Source organism: Desulfovibrio ferrophilus (genome assembly GCF_003966735.1).
Lineage (GTDB): Bacteria > Desulfobacterota > Desulfovibrionia > Desulfovibrionales > Desulfovibrionaceae > Desulfovibrio_Q > Desulfovibrio_Q ferrophilus.
Genome location: NZ_AP017378.1, coordinates 1645121 through 1666147, shown reverse-complemented (window position 1 = coordinate 1666147; position 21027 = coordinate 1645121). Strand labels below are relative to the sequence as shown.

Sequence of the window (21027 nt, the reverse complement as noted above, 5' to 3'; positions counted from 1 at the left end):
TGAAGATTGGTCCAATGACACAATCTGATTGATTCGTGGTTCAACTGTCAACCCTTGGCTAGGTAAGGGATCGCTGTTGGCAGCGAATCCCGGGCTTGATTTCGCTAGGCTTCGAGCATAATGTTTCCGGTCATTGTCGTGGAACAGAGTCATATAGCTGGATACGGGGGAGCAGTGCCACCACTGAACGGGCAATTGCCTGAGGTCGATGTCGTGGCCGCCGTGATCTGGCGGGGCCGGAAATTCCTGGCTGTCTGCCGTCCGGAAGGCAAGCCGCAGGCCGGTTTCTGGGAATTTCCCGGAGGCAAGGTCGAGCCTGGCGAATCTCGAGAGGATGCCCTGGCGCGAGAACTAAATGAAGAACTGGGGCTGACCCCCACGACCTGGGCCTATTGGCGTGAGAAATACCACACCTATGAGCACATTCGGGTCCGGTTGCATTTTTATCATGTTTATCAGTTTGCAGGCCGCGCCACTGCCAGGGAAGAGCAGGGGCTGGCCTGGCTGAATGCCGAAGAAGCCGGGCAGTACCCGTTTCTGGAAGCTGATACCGAAATCGTGGCGGCCCTGATCGACGGGCCAGCTTCCGAAGGAGCAATATAGTGCGCATCCGTGACCTGATGCAACAGAGCGGGAAGTTTATTTCCCTGGAATTTTTCCCGCCTAAGGATCCCAAGGATTGGCCAGCTTTTTTTGAAACAGTGGCCGCGTTGAAGGCCGTCGATCCGCTGTTCGTATCCGTGACCTATGGAGCGGGCGGCGGCACTCAGGATAATACCCTGGAGATCGTTCGAAAGCTGAGACACGAGCAGGGGCTGACCCCCATGGCGCATCTGACCTGCGTTGGGGCGTCTGCGGAGAAGCTGCATGGCTTCCTGGGCGCGTTGGAAGAAGCGGGTGTGGAAAATGTGCTTGCCCTGCGTGGTGATCCGCCACAGGGTCAGGAATGCTGGGAACCCGATTCCGAGGAGTTCCGCCACGCCTCGGATCTGGTTGATTTTATAGGCAGGCATTACCCGGATATGGGAGTGGGAGTTGCCGGATACCCCGAGGGGCACCCGGAATGCTCGACCTTCCGCGAGGACTTCGAGTTCTTGAAGTTCAAGCTGGATGCAGGGGCGGATTTCGCCATCACCCAGTTGTTCTTCGACAATCGGTTCTATTGGAATTTTTTGGAGCGACTCTCCAGCATGGGCGTGAACAAACCCGTTATCCCGGGTGTGCTGCCCATCATGAGCCTGCAGTCGGCCAAGCGCATTCTGTCATTCTGCGGGGCAAATATCCCGGGCAAGCTGCTGCTTGATCTGGAAGCCGCCGACGCCGAAGGCGGGGCCAAGGCAGCCTACAAGGTGGGCATGGACTGGGCTAAAAGCCAGGTGCGTGGTTTGCTGGAAGGTGGTGCTCCCGGTGTGCACTTGTACACCTTGAACAGGGCTGAAGCCTGCTTGGAACTGGTCGAGTCGCTGGACCCCGCGCTGCTGGGCCGTTGATCAGAGAATAGAGTTTTTGCATGCCGCCGGTCCAACCCCGGCGGCAGATAGATTTGAACGATTTGCCGCGCGCTGTGTGGCTGAGAATGAAAGGAGAACAGATCATGGCCAAGGAAGGATATGTCGTCGCAGTCTGTGGTGCCACCGGTGCGGTGGGACGTACGATGCTGGAAGTGCTTGAACAACGTGATTTTCCTGCCAGCAAGGTAATCGCTTTGGCGTCCGAGCGCAGTGCTGGTAAAAAAGTGCCTTTCAAGGGTGGCGAGCTCACCGTTGAAGTGCTCAATGAGTATTCCTTCGAGGGCGTGGATCTGGCCCTGTTCTCTGCTGGAGGCAGCACTTCCAAGACCTTTGCCCCTCTGGCCGCCAAGGCCGGATGCGTGGTGGTGGACAACTCCAGCGCCTGGCGCATGGACCCCGAGTGCCCGCTGGTGGTGCCTGAGGTGAACCCTCATGATTTGGAGTGGCACAAGGGAATCATCGCTAACCCCAACTGTTCGACCATTCAGATGATGGTCGCCCTGAAGCCCATCCATGATGCCGCAAAGATCAAACGTGTGGTGGTGTCCACCTATCAGGCCGTGTCTGGAACCGGACAGAAAGCCATCGACGAGTTGGCTGGTCAGGTGACCATGATGTTCAATGGTCAGGTGGAGGATATCGAGCCCAGCGCTTATCCCCATCGCATCGCCTTCAACTGTCTGCCACATATCGATATCTTCATGGACAATGATTACACCCGTGAAGAGATGAAGATGGTGCACGAGACGACCAAGATTATGGGTGATGAGTCCATCAAGGTCACGGCCACTGCTGTTCGCGTTCCTGTGTTCTACGGCCACAGCGAATCCATTAACATCGAGACCGAGCTGAAGCTCAGTGCCAAGGAATGTCGCGCTTTGCTGACACAGGCTCCTGGCGTGCAGGTCCTCGATAACCCGGCGGAACAGATCTATCCCATGCCCATTGAGGCTCAGGGCCAGGATGCCACGTATGTCGGTCGCATCCGCGAGGACGAAACCATCGCCAATGGGCTGAACATCTGGGTCGTTTCTGATAACATCCGCAAGGGTGCGGCAACCAACACCGTGCAGATTGCTGAGAAGTTGATCGAAATGGACCTCGTTCGCGTCCCCTAAAAGTATTGAAAAGCAGACATCTGCTTTGTCGCTGCAATACATTTAGAGTTTTACGTATGATGAATACGCGGCAATCCTGAATGTATTTTGCTCCGCATATCTGACGGTTTTTGAATACTTTTGGAAGACAATGGAACTGACACAACTGGGCCGGGTTTCAAAAGTCCGACCAGGGAGAGAACATGATCCCGATCATGGAATCTGAAGATTATCTGAAGAAGATGCTTTCCACCCGCCGCCCGGGGCGCAAGGATGTTCTGGCCTTTTACGAGCATCGTCTGGGTGGTATCTGCCAGGATCCCAATCTGATGCTGTTGCCGTTGGACGATCATATCGTTCACCGCGGCGATGGCGTGTTCGAGACCATGAAGTACCTGGGGCGCAAGATCTATCAGCTTGATGCCCACATCAACCGCATGAAGCGGAGCGCAAAGGCCATCCATCTGGACCCGCCGTGCACCTGGGAACGCTTGAAGGAAATCATTATCAAGGTCGCCAAGGCGGGCGAGGAAGATAATGGGCTGGTGCGAGTGTTGCTGGGGCGTGGTCCCGGGGGCTTCGGCATTGCCCCGGACGAGTGCCCCATGGCCAGCCTGTACGTGGTGGCCTACAAGTTTACGCCCAAGCCTCAGCACTGGTATGATAAGGGGGCAACGGCCTTCCGTACCTCCATTCCGGCCAAACAGGATTGGATTGCCCAGATCAAGAGCGTGAACTACCTGCCCAACGTGCTCATGAAGCGTGAGGCTATGGAAAAGGGTTTCGACTATCCCATCTGTTTTGACGAGCATGATTTCCTGGCCGAAGGTGCCACCGAAAACATGTGCATTGTGGACCGTGACGGAACTATCGTCGTTCCCGAGTTTTCCAATGCCCTGCCGGGAACCACCCTGTTGCGTGCCCTGGAATTGCTGGCCCCTGAACGTAAGAGTTTCTTTCGCAAGATTTCCGAAGGCCAGTTGGCCTCGGCACGAGAGATCCTTGTCTTCGGCACCACGGGTGATTGCCTGCCCATCGTTCGTTATGAAGGAAAACCCATCCATGACGCTCGCCCCGGACCGGTCTGCCAGCGTGCACGGGAATTGATCCTCAAGGATATGGAAGAGAACGGACTGCCGTTCTAATAAATACGCGATGTGGGACCGGGATGACCGGTCCCGCTTTTTTTCAGGACGTGGCATGAAGATTCTTCAGTTGGATATGGGCCGGGAATGGCGCGGCGGGCAACGCCAGGTGCTGTACCTGATGCGTCACCTGCAGGTGACGCATGGGTTCGAGACCCTGTTGGCCTCTCCTGGCAACAGCCCGTTGGGTGTGCGATGCGGACAGCTGGGGCTAGAGACGGTCTCGCTGGCTGGTCGTTTTGAAGTGGACCCCCGCAATATTTTGAAGCTCAGAAAATTGATCTCCAGCCATGGGGTAGATATCGTCCATACCCACTGCTCGCGCAGTGCCTCGCTTGGGGCCATGCTGAAAAAGGCTTGTGGAGTGCGGCTGATTCATTCCCGTCGGGTTTCCTATCCTGTGAAAGGCGATCTTTCCAAATTGAAGTACCGCGTGGCCAATGCAGTGATTGCCGTAAGTGCCGAGATTGGTGAGGTCATGGCCAGTTGCGGTGTGCCGCGTGAGAATTTGCACGTGATCCATAGCGGCATTGATCCTGCCCTCTACGAACAGGCTGCTGCCGCGCCCAAACCGGTTCCGACGGTGATTGGGGTTGTGGGCGCTTTGTCACCGCAAAAGGGGCATGCGGTGTTTCTGAAGGCCTTGGGGGAATTGGCTGCGCGGCGTGATGACTGGAGTGCCATGGTCGTGGGGAATGGTGAATTGCGCCCCGAATTGGAGGCCGCGACCGAGGCCCTTGGATTGACCGGTAAGGTCGAATTTACCGGTTACCGGGAAAGCAGTGAGGCACTGTCCAGAATTTCGATCCTCGTTGTTCCGTCTGTGGACGGAGAGGGGTCCAGCGGTACAATCAAGGAAGGGTGGGCCGCAAAGGTTCCCGTGCTCTGTTCGGATCTGGTTGCCAATCTGGAACTGGTGCAGATTGGCCGGAGCGGATTGACCTTTGCCAACCACGATGCCTCAGGGCTGGCCCGGCAACTGACCGTATTGATGGATGACCCGGAATTGTGTGAGCGTTTGTCCAGCGGAGGCCTGGAGCGCCTTCAGGGCTTCACGAATACTGCCATGGCCGAAGCTGTTTGCAAGGTCTACAGAACTATTGGGTAATAGCTCCGGCATCGTCCACCGGGCGGATGCCGTCCAAAAGCCAGGTGGCCGAGTTGTCTCCCGTCGGCCTGAGGAATCGCCACATTTCGCGTGATTCGCGGTTGACGCCGCTGCCCGGTTCCTTCTCAAGGATTTCATAGAGAACCGTCGCTTCTTCCATGCCGTCCTCACGGGCATGAACTTCCACCAGACCGGCATTGATGAGCAGTGTCTCGGCTCTGGGCGGGCGGGTTTCAGAATCTGCTCTGCGTTCGAATTCCTGCATGGCTCCCGGGGTGCAGAACTGTACCAGATCGTCCAGGTCACGTGCATCCCAGGATTCGCGGATGCGGGCGCACATCAGTTTGGCTCCTGCCAGGAAATCCACTTCATCAAATTCAAAATCTTCTGAATGAATCTGCGGCTTTTGGCCTTGCTCGTCGGAACGCAGCATGTCCCAAGCCTGTTGGGCGCGTTTGTAGGCCTCTGTGGCCTGCCGGCGAGGATCGGTATCCTGATCCTGAGGCGGGTTGCCATCTCGGGTGTCGGGCCCCTGCCCGCCTGGACCTTTTTGCCCGTTGCGTTTGGAGCCCAAGGCCATCCGGATGAGGAGATACACCAGAACTCCGATGATCAATACATCAAATGGGGTCAGTCGCATCAGCACTCCTCGTGGTTGTTCGGCTACTGCCGTCGGGCCTGGGGTCCGGCCTGTCCGGATAATGAACGATACCTGCCCGATCTTGCCGGGGCAAGTCTACAAGATCATGAATTTCAGGGCACGACCAGTCACCGATCGTGCCCTGAGTATTTTTGTGAGGAGGGATTAGTTGATCAGGCCGATATTCTTCAGCAGTTGCAGGAAGAGTTGACGGTCGATGGGTTTGGGAACGTACGAGGTTGCTCCCCCCTTGTAGTAGGCTTCAACGACATTCTTGGGGTCGTCGAGAGCCGTCGTCATGATGACTTTGCTTTCATTGGAACTGGTGATTCCATTGTTTTTTTCGAGTTGTCTGATCTTCTTGAGGGCTTCCTGGCCGTCCATTTCCGGCATCATGATGTCCATACAGACCAAGTCATAGGGTGCTTCGTTGGTGAGGGAGATCTCGTAGGCCTCCACTGCTTCCTTGCCGTTGACGGCAACATCAACATCCCCATAGGGAGACAGGATCCGTTGCAAGAGCTTGCGGCTCGTGAAGTCGTCTTCCACTACCAGAAAACGCATCTTTCCCTCCGATTCTTGTACGTGTACTCTGTACCATGTGGACTGATGTCCATGAGATAATTTTCAGGACGTACTCTAGCTCATGTGTAATGAAATGCAAAGTGCAGTTTTTCTTTTAATTATCGGAGCTTTCCGAGGATGACACGCAGTTGTGTCCTCTTCATGTGCTTCAAGGATATTGAGTGTATTGTGATTGTTCGAGACTGGTATGCTGACTGAGCGCGAGGCTACAGCCCGAGTGCGCACCAAGGGGTTTATGGGGACTTGCCTCATTGGCGGCGTTGCTGGGTGTGTTGCGGCCTATGCAAAGGATGGAGGTTGGGCCATTTGGCCTGTGACAGCGGTTCTGCTGGTGTTGCTTGGGAATGTAGTCGGTGGTTTCACCGGGCTTTTCCTGCGCAAGATGCTGCGGCGTAAGCCGACCGGGGCGGGTGGATATGAGATCAATACCGAGGCCAGCCTGATTCTGTCTGCTTATGGTGCTTTTCTGGGTGGAGTGCTGGCCATGATTCTGGGGATGTGGACACAGACGCACTGGTGGGCCATTGGTGGTGCAGCGTTGGGGGCCTCTGTTGCTGGATTCATGGGAGACTTGTTAGGAATGCTGGTGTTTTTGATGGCCTTGAACTCCATGGATGAAGCAGGGAGGGCTGTTGCCATGGATAAGGCAGTTCGCAAGTCGCGTGAAGCCTTACTCAAGCTTGATGATGGTGACAAACCCTCTTGAAAATAAACACTTGGCTGTAATGAAAAAGGCAGACCGCTATTGGGGGCGGCCTGCCTTTTTGGCATCAAGGGGGGGGAGAGGGCATGCCCCTTGGTGGCTACTGCCAGGAGTGCATGTAGGTCCAGAACACTGCTCCAATCTCGACGGATTTTTGTTTCCCCTCGGGGTTGGGCAGTGTGAAATCGGCTTCATTCAAGGCTGCAAATCCCCACCAGCCGGACTGTGGGCAGGTAAAGGAGAAGATGCCGTTGGCATCGGCCTTGACGAGCTGGGTCTCATGATATTCGCCGGGCATGGTGAAGCGACCCTGATTGTAAAGCTCCACTTCGACCTCTGCATTCGGTACGGGCTTGCCGTCCAGCAGCACAAGACCCGTAAATGCATTGCCTGCATAGTTGCCGAACGGGCGCAGCATGGGGATTATTTCTGTCTTCAAACCAACGGGCTCGTCCCAGCCCTCGTCGCCACCAAAAGCAGGTACGGCAACCTTGGTATAATGAATGATGGAACAATCTTCTGCGGGTTCCCAGTAGGGTTCAGGTTCCATGAAGAAAGTGTATACTCCCGGGCGCTTGAACGTGTAATTTACGTTCCAGCCGGTGTGGTCCATGATCTTTTTCTTATTCAGTTGAGGCAGGAGGTCAGTTGTTGTTCCGTTGTAGGCAACGCCGCATTGTTTGGGCTTGACCAGTTCCATTCCAACGCCAGCAAAGGGGTGCGAAAAAGAGAAATCGATTTCGGCTTTTTTCTGGGTCATTGTGGCCGCGGGCTGCGACGGGATGGTCATGCCAAAATGAGCCAGGGCAGGAGTGGCGAGGGTCAGGCACAGGACGGCGGTGAAAATAGGTTTCACTAAATTACGAAACATACAACCTCCTCGGTAGGTGTTTTTATAAATCATACGACATAATGCGATACGATATTTAAAAGCGTGTGACCGTGAAGTCAAGCCAATAAATTTAAGTGACTCCATATATTTTATTTGTGTTTCAAAATTCCCCCAGGGCTTTTGGGTGGCATTTGCCTTGTTTTTGTCGTTCATTTTTGATTATTATTCTTGCCTCAGTCATGCCGTTGGCGTATTAAATAGAAATATACACCAGCGGCCCCCGTGGAGGCGCGGCCTTGATGTTGGCTAGCGCTGGTTTGAATTGAAACAGGTCTATCGAGAAGCAGCGTGTGCATCTTTGTACGCTGCTCTTTTTTTTGGGCGCATGGGCGCTCTAGCATGATCATCTATTCTAGGAGAATATCGAAATGTCTAAAAAGCTCTATGTTGGTAACCTGCCTTGGTCCGCTACTGAATCTGATGTGCGCGAGGCTTTTGAGGCCTACGGTGAAGTGACTTCCGTCAAGCTGATCGAAGATCGTGAGACTGGTCGTCCCCGTGGTTTTGGCTTTGTGGAAATGGAAGACGCTGGCGCTATCGAGGCGATTGAAAATCTGGACGGCAGGGATTTCGGCGGTCGTAACCTCAAGGTGAACGAGGCCAAGCCTCGCGAGGAACGCCCCCGTTGGTAGGTTCCCACTTGAATTTCTAGTCCGTTATTCGGCACCCGTCTCTTTTTCGGGAGACGGGTGTTTTTTTTCTGGCCCAATGGCTTTGAATAATCAGTAAACGAGGAGATAACCATGCCTCCCAAACGTAATTATAAGTTCGAAAAGCGGCAAAAGGATCTGGCGAAAAAGAAGAAGAAAGAAGAGAAAATGCAGCGTAAGCAGGAAAGAAAGCAGGATACCTTTGACGAGGGGGATGATTCCGCAGTGGACCAAGAGGATCAGTCCGAGGAGTCCTAAGCTCTTGTTCATTGGAATAAGAAAAGCGCCAGCCTTGCGGCTGGCGCCTTTGAGTGGAAACCAGGCACCCAGTAACGACCGTTACCGTTGCTCCCTTTCGGGCCTGGCGGGGTTGGCGGCGTTGCTGCCGCCCGGTTTCCCTGCGGTTGATTCTTGTGCACGGACATGGACGTGCTTGTCAAGCCGTATCTCTTGAAATGGATGTCCCCTCGAGTCTGCTGTGTACAGGCACTTTAGTCAAAAAGGGTTGTGTGATAGGTTTTGTCATGCAAGATCGCATGGGGCGAAGACAGGAGAATCCAATGAAATCCATGATGATTGGTCTGATGTGTTTGGCATCGATTCTGGCTGCGACAGGTTGTTCCCGGGGCATTACTCAGGAACACGCGCGAGCTCAGTGCATGACTTGGGGCGCCCAGGGAGTGGGGGACGATCCGGGATATTTTTGTCTGGAGAGAGCTGAAGTCTGTTCGGACAATTTTATTGGAGGTGAACTGGAGACCATGAACCGTGAGCAGTGCTTTGAGCATTGTGACCAAGTGAAATCCGATCAACGGAAATTGCATCCCATTGATGGCTGTGAAGCCTTGATCAATAAGGCCTGGGGATTGTGCCGAGCCTATTGCTCATCCAAGCGGGCAACGAGATAGCCCTTTATCGATGAATTGGTGACAGCGGACAGTCATTAGTGGTTTGACTTTTTGAGTGGGGCAAAGGTTGTCTCGCGAGGACGTTCCGGCTTGCCTTCTTGTTGTTGCCGCAGGCGATTGTTGGTTGCCGTGGCAGTGGTTGCTGCGCACAAGGCGGAGGCCAGAGCACCCACAGCATACCCTGCCGCTGTTTTTGAAATGGGTAAGGCTCCAAGGACTGTAGCGACGATGCAGATCATGGCGGGGATAATAAAGGCAAACCCAGCAGCTACTGCACCTGCATAAACATTTCCCACCCCCGGTAAGAGCAGCGAGAGTACAAAAGCCGTTGTCGGATTCTTGTCTTTCTTCGATTCATCAATTGTTTTTCGTGCTTCTTTTGTGATGAAGTCCCGGTCGCGTTGTTTCATGTCGTTTGTCGGCGTGAGGATTTGCTCCGCGATATCATCGCTGACCCCCAATCTGAACATGGCGTCTTCGAGTTGCAGGCTTTCTGTATTCTCCCACGGAAGACTACCGCTTACGATCACTCTGCCGACTTCGGCAGGTCTTATTCTTTCTGGTTTGGGCTGCGAAATCACAGGCTCGTCTGGAACTTGCTGTGCGCTTGGTTTGGGGGCGTCTTGGATGCTTTTGGTCGATGGTTCTATTGGAGGAGGCAAGTTTGGAGGATCGAGAAAATCAGTATCTTCCATTATTCTCATGTTGCCTTGTTCTTGAACGGCGGTTTGAGGCGCGAAATCGGCTTTTGGATCGTTATAGGAAGGCAAGTCCGGGAATTCATCGTCGGGGGAAGGCTCCCACTCCTGGTCGATGAGCATTGGAATATCCTGGGATATGTCCTCGGAAGGGACGGCAGGTTCTTCTTCTGGTCCCCGAGTTGGAGCGGGGTGCGAATTCCTCTGAAGGCTGGACGGGACTTCGGGCTCGAGATGCCCAGAGCCTTCATCCGGTGAATGAAGCGGGGGCATCTCGCGAAGGACGCTGCTGAGATCGGCTGACGGAACAATATCTTTGCTCGTGGTCGGGCTTTCGTCCTGTTTTCGGGCAAGGGGCTGGGGAGAAGAAAATTCACCGGGTTGCATGGTGACGGGGGCATTGGGAGCGATGGCTTGCATGGCCCGAAGCACGAAGTTGACGTGCTGTTCTTCTGTGATTTCTCCCCGAGAACGTTGGGCGGCACTGTCGGCAACTTTGGCTGCTACGGCCTCGAGTAGTTCGGAAAAAGCACTGTGAATGGAGCTTTCATCTGTCATGTCCACTCCGATGTTGTGAACAGCCTTTCTTGGGGAGAGGTGCCCGTTGAGATTAAGAGATGGTCGTCAAATGTTGTCATAAATGGTTTTGATGGACTACCCGGGGGCGGATGGAGGCGGGGCGTAGCTTAGCTCCAGAATGTTTTTGTCCTCGTCACGTCTGTAGATCATGGATGCGAAGACTTTTTTTGCCAAGAAAACTCCAAGGCCCCCAATGGGGCGATCCTCGATTCCGGCTTCAAGATCGGGCGGGGTGGTTTCTGTGGGGTCGTACGCAAGGCCTGCATCGATAATCGCGATGCGTAGCGCTCCACCCCGGGCTTCTGTTTCCACTTCAATATCGCCCGATCCTTCGGGATATGCGTAGTTCACTACGTTGACGAGCAGTTCCTCTAACGCCATTTCCAGCATCCCCGTGTCAACGTCCGGCGCCAGTCCAAGGACAGCGCTGCACACATGATCTCGAAAACCGGGGAGGCTGGAAAGGGTTGCCGGCAGCCGGAGTGAATCCATGAATCTAGCTCCCCAGAGCCTCGTCCAGAGTCCCGTGGATGGGGAACATCTGGGTGAAGAAGGACATTTCGAAGACTTCTTTGACCATGCCGTCCAAGCCACAGAACGAAATGGTTCCCTGGTCGGCCTTGATTTTCTTTGCGACGGCAAGGATGCTGCGTAGGCCTGCGCTGGTGATGTACTCAAGCTCGGAGACGTCCACCACGAAAGCCTTGTCTCCTTTGGCAATCCAGGTCTCAAGTTCTTTCTGAAAGGAGGGGGCTGCGACGGTGTCCATGCTGCCGCCAACCTTGGCGACAACTTTGCCTTGAATGGCTTCCACATTGAGTTTCATTGTTTCTCCAGCACGCTTGGGCGGTGGCCCGCCACGGATTGTTTTTAGGAAATTGCATGATAAGTTGAAAGCATACACACAAACTGTTACCAAAACACTAGTAGTCCAGCAACACCATTTGCGTTGTTTTGTCGAAGGGGGGTGGAGTGCGCTTTACGTTATACAAAAAATTGGCCGTGCTTGTCGGTGGTACGCTTCTGTTTGTCGCTGCCGCTGTACTCTTTTTTGCCGGTCGCGATGTGGAGCGGACGGTCTTCGATTCCGAGCTCAAAGGTGCAGAAAACATTATGCGCCTGGTGGATTTGAATCTTGAAGGTCGTTTTAAGAGCTACCTCATGTGGAAGGTCTCCATGGTTTCTTCCCGCAAGCAGCAGCTTGAACAAGAGAGCACGATTCTGCTTTCCGGGTTGGACCGTATCCTTGGTGCCAAGCAGTCCAAGAAATCCGTAAAATCAGCTCTTCTCTGGCTGACGGGAGTCAGTCGCAATCCTGATCGCCTGGTTTTTGTCTATGACAAGAAAGGGAAGATGCTTGGCGTTAATATTGCCGATTTTGCCAAGGCTGACTTGCTGCAGATGAAAGATTTCAAGGGCCGTGCCGTGATGACCGCCATGCGTGACGAATCCATGCGTTACGGTAATTCATTTACCACCTTCAGGTGGGGACAGGCGACCAGAACCCGCTCGGGGCGTTATCTTGGAATGTTTTCATATTACCCCCGGCTTGGTTGGATTGTTGGGGTTTGCGAAAGTCTGGACAGTATGACCACAGAGGTCCGGCAGCGACAGGAAGAAATTCTGCAAGGCCTGCGCGAGACGATCCCGGATGTGCGTGTGGCACGGTCTGGACCGGTCTTTCTGTTCAGCGGCGACGGAGAACTCCTGGTGGAACCGTCGCGTCCGCTCATGGACCTTATGGGCAAGGAAGCGAGTAACGAGAAAGACTTTCTGATCGAATTGGCCAAGAAGGCTTCCTGGGCTTCCGACGAAGGGAACGAAGGATCGCAGATCATCGACTCTGGCCCGGATGCCCCCTCACAAATCTTTGTTTCACATTTTCGTCCTATGGACTGGTTCGTCGCTGCAGTCGCTCCCAAAGCTGAGCTTCGTGCCCCGGCCGCCCTGCTGGTGGAACGGCTTTCAGTGGTCCTGGCCTGTGCCTTGGTGCTGGGTCTTGCTCTGGCCCTGATCATGGCACGGCGGATAGTGCGCCCCATCAAGGCGTTGACTGCTCATGTCAAAGATGTCCCAGAGCGGGATTGGACCACGGAAAATGCGGGTGAGATCGAGGTGCTGGGGAAAATGGCCGAGAGGCGGAGCGACGAGGTGGGAGCCTTGGCCGAGGCCTTCGTCTATATGGATTCCGAACTTCGGCGCAACATTCGTGAACTGATCAAGACCGAGGCAGAAAAGCATCGCATTGAGAGCGAGTTGGGCGTGGCGCGCGATATTCAGATGGGGCTGCTGCCCAAGATTTTCCCCGCCTTCCCGGAGCGTGATGAGTTGGATCTCTATGCTGTGCTTGAACCGGCTCGCGAAGTTGGTGGCGATCTGTATGATTTCTTCTTTGTCGATGATGGCACGGTATGCGTTGTCGTGGGCGATGTGTCCGACAAGGGAGTGCCTGCAGCCTTGTTCATGACCATTGCCAAGACGTTGATCAAGAACGAAGCCCTGCTTGGTCGACCACCGGAGGAGATCCTGCGGCGAGTCAACGATGACTTGGGCAGGGATAACCCCAGTGCCATGTTCGTGACCACATTCGTTGGCCTGCTGGACGTTGCCAGTGGCGATTTGGCCTTTGCCAGCGGAGGTCACAATCCTCCACTTATCATTCCCACTTCAGGGGAGATTACCTATCTGCGTGAGGTCAGTGGCCCCATGGTGGGTGCCATGGCGGGCATGTCCTTTGTCGGATTGTCCGCGAAGTTGAATGTGGGTGACATGCTGTTGGTCTACACCGATGGAGTTACCGAAGCCATGAACGAATCAAAGGAAATGCTCACCGAGGATGGACTGTTCGAGGTTGTCACCAGGCTGCGTGATGAGGATGCCAAGGGCATGGTCGACGGCATTGTCCAGGCTGTTCATGCGCATGCCGATGGTGCGCCCCAATCTGATGACATCACCGTCCTTGGTGTACGGTTGTCCGAATATTCCAGCAAAGATACCCGAGGGGATTCCTGATGCAGCATTCCAGCGACGATTTGATCTCTAATAAACGTAGTCGCAAATCCCGAATTCTCAGGGGACGGCTTGTTGCCGCCGCATTGATCGTGTTGGTGCTGGCATCCGGTTTCAATCTGCTTCTGCATTTATCTTCACTGGAAAAGATGTGGATCGAGACCCTGTCTGATGGTGGCAGGGTGGTTGCGGCAGACCTTCAGGCAAATATTGGTCGCTCCGTTCGCTACGGGAAGCGAATTGATAAATTTGTGGGCATGGATTCGCTGCTGGACGAAGCCATGAATAATCTGGTCCGTCAGGACCCACGCAGACGGGCGACTCTGGTTGGCAGTGAAAAAGACGATCAGGCCGTCTGGCGGATTGATGTGATCAATGCCGGTGGCCTTGTGCTTTACAGCTCTGAAAAGGAGCGCCAGGGAAAACGCGTTGAGGGCGTGGGGGATATCTCGAGTTCGTTGCCTTTTGAAACAGAAATCTCGCGTATTGTTCCTGAGCCGATTCACGATGTGGGGGGAAATGCCGTTGGGGCTGTGCTGGTCTCCTTCCGCAAGGATGCCGTCTCTGGTGTACTCAAGGCCATGGCCCACGACGAATTGCTTGTGGGTGGGGTTGTCTTCGTGGCTGCGGCAATTCTTTTTTGGCTCTCTTTGTTCTTGATTCTGCCTCGAGAGCGGATGCGATTGGCCAAGGCGTTGAATTGGGATTTTCTTAAGCCTCGCCCCAAATCCTTTGCATTCCCCAGAAAATCTCTGATGCGGGCCATGCTGATCGCCGTGCTGGTCTGTCAGGTGACGTACGCCCTCTATGCGGCCAGTGTGTATCGCGACACTCTGCATGAAATCGTTCGTGGCAAGGTCACAGCAGTTAGCTCCATTCTGCGCGATGATTTACAGTATCTCTTGGGCAAGGGTGTCCAACTTGAGAGGTTGAAGAGGGTTGAGGAGGCCATGGTCGAACTGCTGGGGGCAGTGACGGAGGCCGAGGCCATGGTCGTGGCGGATAAAGCTGGGAAGATTCTGTTCGAGGCTGGAGACCCAGGAGCGCTGGAGCGCGATGGTGGGATGCCAGTACGGGTCAGCATTGTTGATGAATCAGGTAGATCTGCTGGCTCCATCGCGACCATAGTTCCAGCCGATATTTTTCGAACTCAACTCAGAAATGTGGCCTTGGATTCACTGACGATTCTGGTGATCGCTCTGCTGTTTGCCATGGAAGTGACCATTCTGGTGCTCGGGTTCTTCGAAAGGACTACGGGGCGCTCCACAGGTCGCCGCAGCTATGCTGCTGTTCGTCCTGCCGGTTTTCTGCTGCTTTTTGGGGCAGACAGTTCGTTGTCATTCATCCCATTGCACATGAAGGCCCTGCACGGATCGTTCATGGGGATTCCACAGGAGATGCTCATCGCCTTGCCCATTTCGGTGGAAATGTTCAGCGCTGGCCTGATGATCGCCCTCTCCGGTTCATGGATTGATCGCAAGGGCTGGCGGCAGCCGCTGTTGATCGGTTTGGGGATTTGCGTGGCTGGTTTTATAGCCTCATGGTCCGCAGGTGGGCCAGGGGCTTTCGTGGCTGCCCGTGGGCTTGTCGGTATGGGCTATGGGTTGGCCCTGATGGCCATGCAGGGGTTCATCGTCCAGTATTCGGACGAGAATCACCGGGCTACTGGTTTTTCCCAGTTCTGGGCCGGAGTCTACGCTGGTAGCGTCTGCGGTGTGGCCGCGGGTGCCTTGGTGGCTCAACAGGTCGGGTACGGTCCGGTGTTCCTGTTCGGAGCAGTAATTCTCGTGCTGGCATTGCTCTATGGCCTGACGGCTATGGCAGGAATCGGGTCCGGGGAAGACACCGCAGGGGCAGCCTTGGACTCTGCCGGAATGCGTTTGGGGTATGGTGGATTCTTGCTCAAGCCGAAGGTCTTGTTGACCGTGCTTCTGGCCAATATTCCCGCCGCACTGGCCGTGATCGGGCTGCTCAACTATTTTACACCGATTTATCTGAGTGGTGAGGGAGTTTCCCAAGGCGATATTGGCCGTATCTTCATGCTCAACAGCATCGCCATTATCCTGATGGCTCAGTTGACGGGGAGCCGAATCGACAAATCCAAGGACAAGCGTGGCTGGGTTGCCATGGCAGGCCTGCTGGGGGCGGCCGCCTTCCTCTGCTTCAGTGTAGTCCAGGGGGTGCTTGCCGTTGCTGTCGCCGTTGTGCTGCTTGGTTTTTCTTCCTGCATCGCGCTTTCAGCTATTGGGGCTTACGTTCTCGGACTGGATGAATCCGAGGAATTGGGGAAGGGGCGTGCCACAGCCGTCGTTGCATCTACTTACAGGGTAGGGCAGGTGCTTGGTCCGGTGGCCTTTGGCTGGCTTGCGGCATTTGATATCAAGGTGGCCATGCCCATTGCAGGTGGTGTGTATCTCGTGGTGACCCTATTGTATCCCCTCGTCGTGAAGCGGGTCCGGGCATGAGCGAGGAGTGCATTGAGTTGGAGCGATGGTCCGTATACGGGAACGACCTCCTGTTTCTGGACGCCTTGACCGAGCCTGCTCCCGCCGAAGCAATACTGCCTGGCTTGGCCAAGCGCGCTTTGGCATCTAGCGGGAGTGATTCCCTGATTCTGCTTCAGACCTGTTCCCGGGCGACACTTCAGGCGGTCAATGATGTGTGGTCCTATTGGGATAAACTTCCGTCTGCCGTGCCTGATGCCATGGTCCGCATTTTTGAACCCGATGGCTCCGAATCGCTCTCGTGTGGAAATGGATTACTCAGTGCAGCATCATTGTTGCTGGAGCGCGGGGTGCCTCTTCCTGCTCATGTGCTGACAGGTCTTCCCTCTCCCTGCCCGTGGATCGTGGAGGTCGGGACTGACCGTGCAGGACGTGCCTGGTTGAGAAGCGGCACTGCCCGACGAGTGCCTCCTTCACTGGCTGACCCTGCTTCCAGAACTCCGGTCTGTTCGGCACTGGATCGTTTCAGTGGTATCTTCCCTGGTGATATCGATGACCTCAGGTTCCCAGCCGAACTGGCGGGATATCTGGTGTTGACTGGGGAGCCACACCTGGTCGTGATGGCCAGTGAATGGAAGGATTGGATTCCTGAGACTCCAACAGCTGTGGGCCGCTGGCTGGATGCCTTGGGAAGACACCTGAATTTAGGCGATCGAGTGTTTTTCCCCAAGGGTGTCAATATTGATTTGGTGCTGGGGGGGACCCCGGAAGACGGGGTGCGGTATCGCTGTTTTGAGCGGGGTGTGAATCGCGAAACAGGCGCTTGTGGTACGGGTGCGCTGGCTGTTGCCTACGCCTGGAAAGAACTGTCATGCGAGGAGTGTGACATGGTCAGAGTGCAACCCCAGGGAGCAGGCAATGGTGGGTATATTGTTCGCTGGGGTGACGGCGGCATGCGCCTGTGCGGTACACCTCGTTTTTTGGGACGAGTGACTTCTTAGCGATAAGTCGAAAGTATTTCCCTGTATTCCAGTGTATCGAAAAGCTTGCCTCCAGCCCTTCGGAATGCTTCCAGTTCTTCACTACTTGGATATTTGTAATAGGTCGCCTCAGCTTCCTGCTGGGGGGTGGCCTTGATCTCCTGTCCGTCTTCCAGCTTGGTCATCAGTTCTGCAAAGATATCCGCGCCACCCATGTAGAGTTGCACGTAGTGCCAGAAGACTGATTTTGAGCGGTCCGCATTGATCCAGGCGATGTCCATGACTGGTCCGGTGTCGATGCCGGGATCAATGGCGTGCAGGGTGCATCCCATTCGGGATTCTCCGTTTACCAGAGCCCTGAAAGGGGCGTACAGACCTCGGTATTGCGGCAGTGCCCCCGGATGCAGGTTGAACAGTCCCAGTCGCGGGACGTTGATGGCCTCGGTTCGGAAGATCAGATCGAACCTGTTGGAGAGCATGATATCCGGTTCCAGGTCGTGCAGTCGACGGATGGTCTCGGGCGCATTGATATCAGCGATTGTCTCCATGGTTGCACTGTACTTGCGGGCAAGCCCGTCGAAGGTCAGACGGCGTGGAAGATCTTTTTTGGGGCAGGCGTCCAGGGCAGGGAAGATGTGGTCGATCGGCAGATCCCGCTCGAAGAACAACTGGTCTGCAGGTGGGCCCGGAGTGCGTTCCTCAGGCATGACCTTGTCCGAAAGCAGGAACGTCAGTTCATGCCTTTCCAAGTGCTTTGCCAGACGGTTCAGGGCAATGTTGCCCAGAAGGTCACGCTTGACGCAACAGACAATTCTCACTGTTCGGGCACCGCTACAGGCTTTTTGATGTCCTGATAGATGGCGTCAGCCGCTGTGAGAATGTCGATGGGTGGGTCATAGCCAATAGCTTGGGCTTCGGCCAGATTGATGGCGATACGCATGGGGTCTTCGAACACCTGGTCCAGGCTGCGGGGCATGGCACCGTTGAATATCTTGGCCATGGTCATGGCGTGGAATCGGCCTACGTGTTTGAAGCCGGCCTGTGAAATGGAAAGAAGTACACCATTTTCCACCTCTTCGGAACTCCCCTGGGAAAAGGTGGGAACCTTGTGCCTGTCCAGCGGAGTCATGACATTCGGCAGATTGATGATGTCCATCCCGGTGTGAATGGTCAGATATACGGCATCCACGCGTGGAGCCAGCATTTCCATGCAGCGGGCCAGGCCCCTGTAGGCGATTTCGTTTTCCTGCACATCGTTGGGGGAAAAACAAGGGATGACTTCAAAACCGCGTTCGGCCGCAACGGCTTCCACATCTTCTACGGCTGCATAGCTCCGTCCCTCCAGGGTGTTTTCGTAGGAGATGCCTAACCGATTGAAGCCGAACATGTCGTGGAACAGACGGATTTGGCGCTTGTGGCGTTCTGGGTCAAGCCTGGCGTGAACATGGTCATAGCCGGAGTCTTCGACGCTTTTTACGATGCCTGCGCTCAGGGGGTCGGTGGACGACAGGACGATGGTGGGGACCTTGTGCTGATCATTGGCCAGTATTTGCCCGGCACGGGTGCCCATGGCGATTATCAGGTCGATGTCCTTGCCTTGGCTGAGACGTTTGATCGAAGCTTCACCAACGGATTTGTACTCTCCCGGATCCCAGTTACAGGTCCAATGCCCGTCTTCCACGAATTGGATGTAGTTGCTCTTGGCGTTTTTTGAGAGCCACTTCCAGAGCTGAGTGGAATCTTCGGGGTCGCCTATTTCGGGAAATTCAAGAGGTTCTATCCAGCCCAGAGACATTAAGCCGGTGATCGTGGATTTGAGAACCAAGGGATAGTTGCGGAAAGGGCCACCTTCAAGATAGCCGACGCGCCACTTCTTGCCATGATTCAGGGTCGGGGTGTTGGGGATGCTATCCCATTCCGCAGAGATGGCCGGGGAGGCCAACGCTATAATGAACAAGGCCAGAGTGCCGAGGATGATTGTACGCATGGACCCCCCATGAACCGACGCCTGAAACAGGCGGTTTTTTGATCTCGTGGAATTTATTCAGCTTTATACAGGAAATCAGAGGAATTTTCCAGCGACTGTTTTCTAATGAACAAGTTTTTTCAATACATGCCGGTGGCGCCATACCCTTGGGGATTATTTGGTGCATTTTTCTGCAAGGATATGATATTATAGTCTATCATTATCGTTATTATCCTGGGAAGTAGGTGTGTCATGTTGAGAAAATTTACGATTGCACAGCGGATTGTTTTTTTACTGGTTTTTATGGTGCTGTTTTCCTTGGCCGTCGGAGGTTCCCTGGCGATTTATATGACCAAGGTCCAGAATGAATCCCTTGTTGAGACGGAAGGGGTTATGCTGGCGGGTTATGAGCGAACGCTTCAATTTTCCGTCGAAACCATTGCATCGGAATTTGGCGAGGTCGTGAAGGTCGCCAATGAGGCTGGCGCAGATCCTGTTGAAGCGTTGCGTGCGGCCATCAAGCCTGTTCGTTTCGATGGGGATGGGTATTACTTTATTTACAATACCAAAGGATACACCGTGGCGCATCCTTTGCGTCCTGAATTCAACGACCAGCCCGGTATGGAGAAAAAGGACAAGAAGGGCAATCAGTATATCAAACTGTTGAATGACAAGGCTCAGGCTGGGGGCGGGTTTGTGACTTATTGGTTCAATAAGCCGGGTGAACCTGAACCGAGCCCGAAACTGGCCTTTGCCAAAATGATACCCGGGACTAGTTTTTGGGTGGCTACTGGTATCTACATCGATGCCATTGAGGCGGAGCGAACTCGAATCAATGAGAAGCTCGGCGCTATTCTTCAATCCGCGTTGACTGTGGTTGGAGTGACCGTAGGGATAGTGTTCTTCTTTATTGTGCTGCCGTTGTCCGTGGGGATAGTGCGCAGTATCCTTCGGCCGTTGCGAGACGCAACAGCCAAGGCACAGGAGGTTGCTGAAGGCAATCTGGATGTGACGGTCGAAGCCCGTGGTCGGGATGAGATCACCCGACTGGAGGCTGCTCTCAACCTCATGCTGGAGACCTTGAATAATAATATCAGGGAAATCGAGATCAAGAGCGGTCAGGCCGAAGAGCAAGCCGAGGTCGCGCGGCAGGCTGCTGATGAAGCCAACGAGGCGAGGCAGATGGCTGAACGCGCCAAAAGCGAAGGCATGCGTGCTGCTGCGGACAAGTTGGAAGTCGTTGTTGCCAGGGTCGCTGCGGCTTCCGAGGAAATCTCTGCGCAGTCCAATGAGATTCGCCAGGGAGCCGAGTTGCAAAGTCAGCGTATTGCGGAAACCGCAACCGCTATGGAAGAGATGAATGCCACGGTACTCGAAGTGGCTCGGAATTCCGGTCAGGCTGCAGAGGTGGGTGCCGTTGCTCGCGACAAGGCCCAGGAAGGGGCAGATACTGTCGAGCAATCCGTGAAGTCCATGCGCGTCACTCAGGAGCAGACCGAAGCCCTGAAGAGCAATATGGATCATCTGGGTAACCAGGCGAATTCCATTGGGGCAATCATGACGGTGATTGAGGATATCGCCGACCAGACCAATCTGTTGGCCTTGAACGCTGCCATTGAGGCTGCGCGGGCTGGTGATGCCGGCCGAGGGTTTGCCGTGGTGGCAGACGAGGTGCGAAAATTGGCTGAGAAGACCATGGGAGCCACCAAGGAAGTTGGCGACTCCATTCGGGCTATTCAGGATGTGGCTCGGCAGAATATTGAATCCGTGGATGTTGCCGTGCGCGACCTGAGTGAGGCCGTGGAGCTCAGCAACAAATCAGGAGAGATGCTGGGAGAGATTGTCAACGGAGTGGAGATTTCCGCTGATCAGATTCAGGAGATTGCGACTGCAGCCGAGGAGCAGTCAGCGACTTCCGAGGAAATCAATCGCTCCATTGATGAAATCAATAGCATCACTCAGGAGACGACGCAGGGTGTGACCCAGACCGCGGAAGCTGTTCAGGAATTGACCGAGCAGTTGGTCAAACTGAATGATTTGATTCAGGAATTGAAGGAAGGATAGACAGGAACGATTGCATCGCTCAAAGGGAACGCCCGACTCCATTGGAGC

General features: G+C 54.6%; 21 protein-coding genes and 1 other RNA gene. 13 read left to right on the top strand and 9 right to left on the bottom strand.

Features of this window, described 5'->3' with window-relative positions; all coding sequences use genetic code 11:
* Positions 1–183: 183 nt before the first annotated feature.
* From EL361_RS07725 to EL361_RS07705, 5 genes are all read left to right on the top strand, one after another.
* Positions 184–603, top strand: coding sequence for a (deoxy)nucleoside triphosphate pyrophosphohydrolase (locus tag EL361_RS07725; protein WP_420810703.1), 420 nt, complete (start codon positions 184–186; stop codon positions 601–603).
* On the top strand, positions 603–1490 hold the full coding sequence (metF, locus tag EL361_RS07720) for a methylenetetrahydrofolate reductase [NAD(P)H] (RefSeq protein WP_126378226.1): 888 nt from the start codon (positions 603–605) through the stop codon (positions 1488–1490). The genes EL361_RS07725 and metF overlap by 1 nt, the downstream gene beginning before the upstream one ends.
* 104 nt (positions 1491–1594) lie before the next feature.
* Positions 1595–2629 carry an aspartate-semialdehyde dehydrogenase gene (locus EL361_RS07715; RefSeq protein WP_126378225.1) on the top strand — a complete coding sequence of 345 codons (1035 nt, stop codon included), beginning with the start codon at positions 1595–1597 and terminating at the stop codon, positions 2627–2629.
* Between the two features lie 182 nt (positions 2630–2811).
* Positions 2812–3753, top strand: coding sequence for an aminotransferase class IV (locus tag EL361_RS07710; RefSeq protein ID WP_126378223.1), 942 nt, complete (start codon positions 2812–2814; stop codon positions 3751–3753).
* Between the two features lie 55 nt (positions 3754–3808).
* Positions 3809–4861 (top strand): glycosyltransferase, encoded by a 1053-nt coding sequence (locus tag EL361_RS07705; RefSeq protein WP_172961672.1) that lies wholly within the window; start codon positions 3809–3811, stop codon positions 4859–4861.
* On the opposite strand, the gene EL361_RS07700 is transcribed toward EL361_RS07705, so the two are convergent.
* Both EL361_RS07700 and EL361_RS07695 read right to left on the bottom strand, forming a co-directional pair.
* Positions 4851–5501, bottom strand: coding sequence for a TIM44-like domain-containing protein (locus EL361_RS07700; protein WP_126378219.1), 651 nt, complete (start codon positions 5499–5501; stop codon positions 4851–4853). The two genes, EL361_RS07705 and EL361_RS07700, sit on opposite strands and share 11 nt — an antisense overlap.
* A gap of 165 nt (positions 5502–5666) precedes the next feature.
* On the bottom strand, positions 5667–6065 hold the full coding sequence (locus tag EL361_RS07695; protein WP_126378217.1) for a response regulator: 399 nt from the start codon (positions 6063–6065) through the stop codon (positions 5667–5669).
* A 208-nt stretch (positions 6066–6273) separates the two neighbouring features.
* Here EL361_RS07695 and EL361_RS07690 point away from each other — a divergent pair, with 208 nt between their 5' ends.
* Positions 6274–6792 carry a hypothetical protein gene (locus tag EL361_RS07690; protein ID WP_126378215.1) on the top strand — a complete coding sequence of 173 codons (519 nt, stop codon included), beginning with the start codon at positions 6274–6276 and terminating at the stop codon, positions 6790–6792.
* Between the two features lie 97 nt (positions 6793–6889).
* On the opposite strand, the gene EL361_RS07685 is transcribed toward EL361_RS07690, so the two are convergent.
* Positions 6890–7660, bottom strand: coding sequence for a DUF4198 domain-containing protein (locus EL361_RS07685; protein WP_126378213.1), 771 nt, complete (start codon positions 7658–7660; stop codon positions 6890–6892).
* A gap of 389 nt (positions 7661–8049) precedes the next feature.
* Between EL361_RS07685 and EL361_RS07680 the strand changes: the two genes are divergently transcribed.
* Entirely contained in the window at positions 8050–8313 is a 264-nt protein-coding gene (locus tag EL361_RS07680) for an RNA recognition motif domain-containing protein (protein ID WP_126378211.1), read from the top strand.
* Between the two features lie 111 nt (positions 8314–8424).
* A complete protein-coding gene (locus EL361_RS17060) occupies positions 8425–8589 on the top strand; it encodes a hypothetical protein (protein WP_172961671.1) in 165 nt (54 codons plus the stop codon).
* A gap of 49 nt (positions 8590–8638) precedes the next feature.
* Here EL361_RS17060 and ffs read toward each other — a convergent pair.
* An RNA gene (gene ffs, locus EL361_RS07675) (signal recognition particle sRNA small type) lies at positions 8639–8732 on the bottom strand.
* A 159-nt stretch (positions 8733–8891) separates the two neighbouring features.
* Between ffs and EL361_RS07670 the strand changes: the two genes are divergently transcribed.
* The gene (locus EL361_RS07670) at positions 8892–9239 is read left to right on the top strand and encodes a hypothetical protein (protein WP_126378209.1); all 348 of its coding nucleotides are present in this window, start codon (positions 8892–8894) and stop codon (positions 9237–9239) included.
* 35 nt (positions 9240–9274) lie between these two features.
* Here the strand turns inward: EL361_RS07670 and EL361_RS07665 are convergent, their stop codons facing one another.
* The 3 genes from EL361_RS07665 to EL361_RS07655 form a co-directional block, all read right to left on the bottom strand.
* Positions 9275–10495 carry a hypothetical protein gene (locus EL361_RS07665; protein WP_126378207.1) on the bottom strand — a complete coding sequence of 407 codons (1221 nt, stop codon included), beginning with the start codon at positions 10493–10495 and terminating at the stop codon, positions 9275–9277.
* A gap of 96 nt (positions 10496–10591) precedes the next feature.
* Positions 10592–11008, bottom strand: a complete 417-nt coding sequence (locus EL361_RS07660) for an ATP-binding protein (RefSeq protein ID WP_126378205.1) — start codon at positions 11006–11008, stop codon at positions 10592–10594.
* A gap of 4 nt (positions 11009–11012) precedes the next feature.
* Positions 11013–11342: an STAS domain-containing protein gene (locus EL361_RS07655; protein WP_126378203.1), complete on the bottom strand. Its 330-nt coding sequence runs from the start codon at positions 11340–11342 to the stop codon at positions 11013–11015.
* A gap of 146 nt (positions 11343–11488) precedes the next feature.
* Here EL361_RS07655 and EL361_RS07650 point away from each other — a divergent pair, with 146 nt between their 5' ends.
* The 3 genes from EL361_RS07650 to EL361_RS07640 are packed head-to-tail and all read left to right on the top strand — an operon-like array spanning position 11489 to position 16970.
* The gene (locus EL361_RS07650; protein ID WP_126378201.1) at positions 11489–13528 is read left to right on the top strand and encodes a SpoIIE family protein phosphatase; all 2040 of its coding nucleotides are present in this window, start codon (positions 11489–11491) and stop codon (positions 13526–13528) included.
* The gene (locus tag EL361_RS07645; RefSeq protein ID WP_126378199.1) at positions 13528–15990 is read left to right on the top strand and encodes an MFS transporter; all 2463 of its coding nucleotides are present in this window, start codon (positions 13528–13530) and stop codon (positions 15988–15990) included. The genes EL361_RS07650 and EL361_RS07645 overlap by 1 nt, the downstream gene beginning before the upstream one ends.
* On the top strand, positions 15987–16970 hold the full coding sequence (locus EL361_RS07640) for a diaminopimelate epimerase (protein WP_126378197.1): 984 nt from the start codon (positions 15987–15989) through the stop codon (positions 16968–16970). Before EL361_RS07645 ends, EL361_RS07640 begins: the two co-directional genes overlap by 4 nt.
* On the opposite strand, the gene EL361_RS07635 is transcribed toward EL361_RS07640, so the two are convergent.
* Both EL361_RS07635 and EL361_RS07630 read right to left on the bottom strand, forming a co-directional pair.
* Positions 16967–17767, bottom strand: a complete 801-nt coding sequence (locus EL361_RS07635; protein WP_126378195.1) for a formyltransferase family protein — start codon at positions 17765–17767, stop codon at positions 16967–16969. The genes EL361_RS07640 and EL361_RS07635 overlap by 4 nt on opposite strands.
* Positions 17764–18936 carry an ABC transporter substrate-binding protein gene (locus EL361_RS07630; protein WP_126378193.1) on the bottom strand — a complete coding sequence of 391 codons (1173 nt, stop codon included), beginning with the start codon at positions 18934–18936 and terminating at the stop codon, positions 17764–17766. The genes EL361_RS07635 and EL361_RS07630 overlap by 4 nt, the downstream gene beginning before the upstream one ends.
* A 327-nt stretch (positions 18937–19263) precedes the next feature.
* On the opposite strand from EL361_RS07630, the gene EL361_RS07625 reads away from it, so the two are divergent.
* Positions 19264–20979, top strand: coding sequence for a methyl-accepting chemotaxis protein (locus tag EL361_RS07625; protein ID WP_232034903.1), 1716 nt, complete (start codon positions 19264–19266; stop codon positions 20977–20979).
* Positions 20980–21027: the final 48 nt, after the last annotated feature.

Coding starts and splice junctions, on each gene's coding strand:
- EL361_RS07715 (WP_126378225.1), top strand. CDS start 1,595: ATGGCCAAGGAAGGATATGTCGTCGCAGTCTGTGGTGCCACCGGTGCG.
- EL361_RS07710 (WP_126378223.1), top strand. CDS start 2,812: ATGATCCCGATCATGGAATCTGAAGATTATCTGAAGAAGATGCTTTCC.
- EL361_RS07705 (WP_172961672.1), top strand. CDS start 3,809: ATGAAGATTCTTCAGTTGGATATGGGCCGGGAATGGCGCGGCGGGCAA.
- EL361_RS07700 (WP_126378219.1), bottom strand. CDS start 5,501: ATGCGACTGACCCCATTTGATGTATTGATCATCGGAGTTCTGGTGTAT.
- EL361_RS07695 (WP_126378217.1), bottom strand. CDS start 6,065: ATGCGTTTTCTGGTAGTGGAAGACGACTTCACGAGCCGCAAGCTCTTG.
- EL361_RS07690 (WP_126378215.1), top strand. CDS start 6,274: ATGCTGACTGAGCGCGAGGCTACAGCCCGAGTGCGCACCAAGGGGTTT.
- EL361_RS07685 (WP_126378213.1), bottom strand. CDS start 7,660: ATGTTTCGTAATTTAGTGAAACCTATTTTCACCGCCGTCCTGTGCCTG.
- EL361_RS07680 (WP_126378211.1), top strand. CDS start 8,050: ATGTCTAAAAAGCTCTATGTTGGTAACCTGCCTTGGTCCGCTACTGAA.
- EL361_RS17060 (WP_172961671.1), top strand. CDS start 8,425: ATGCCTCCCAAACGTAATTATAAGTTCGAAAAGCGGCAAAAGGATCTG.
- EL361_RS07670 (WP_126378209.1), top strand. CDS start 8,892: ATGAAATCCATGATGATTGGTCTGATGTGTTTGGCATCGATTCTGGCT.
- EL361_RS07665 (WP_126378207.1), bottom strand. CDS start 10,495: ATGACAGATGAAAGCTCCATTCACAGTGCTTTTTCCGAACTACTCGAG.
- EL361_RS07660 (WP_126378205.1), bottom strand. CDS start 11,008: ATGGATTCACTCCGGCTGCCGGCAACCCTTTCCAGCCTCCCCGGTTTT.
- EL361_RS07655 (WP_126378203.1), bottom strand. CDS start 11,342: ATGAAACTCAATGTGGAAGCCATTCAAGGCAAAGTTGTCGCCAAGGTT.
- EL361_RS07645 (WP_126378199.1), top strand. CDS start 13,528: ATGCAGCATTCCAGCGACGATTTGATCTCTAATAAACGTAGTCGCAAA.
- EL361_RS07640 (WP_126378197.1), top strand. CDS start 15,987: ATGAGCGAGGAGTGCATTGAGTTGGAGCGATGGTCCGTATACGGGAAC.
- EL361_RS07630 (WP_126378193.1), bottom strand. CDS start 18,936: ATGCGTACAATCATCCTCGGCACTCTGGCCTTGTTCATTATAGCGTTG.
- EL361_RS07625 (WP_232034903.1), top strand. CDS start 19,264: ATGACCAAGGTCCAGAATGAATCCCTTGTTGAGACGGAAGGGGTTATG.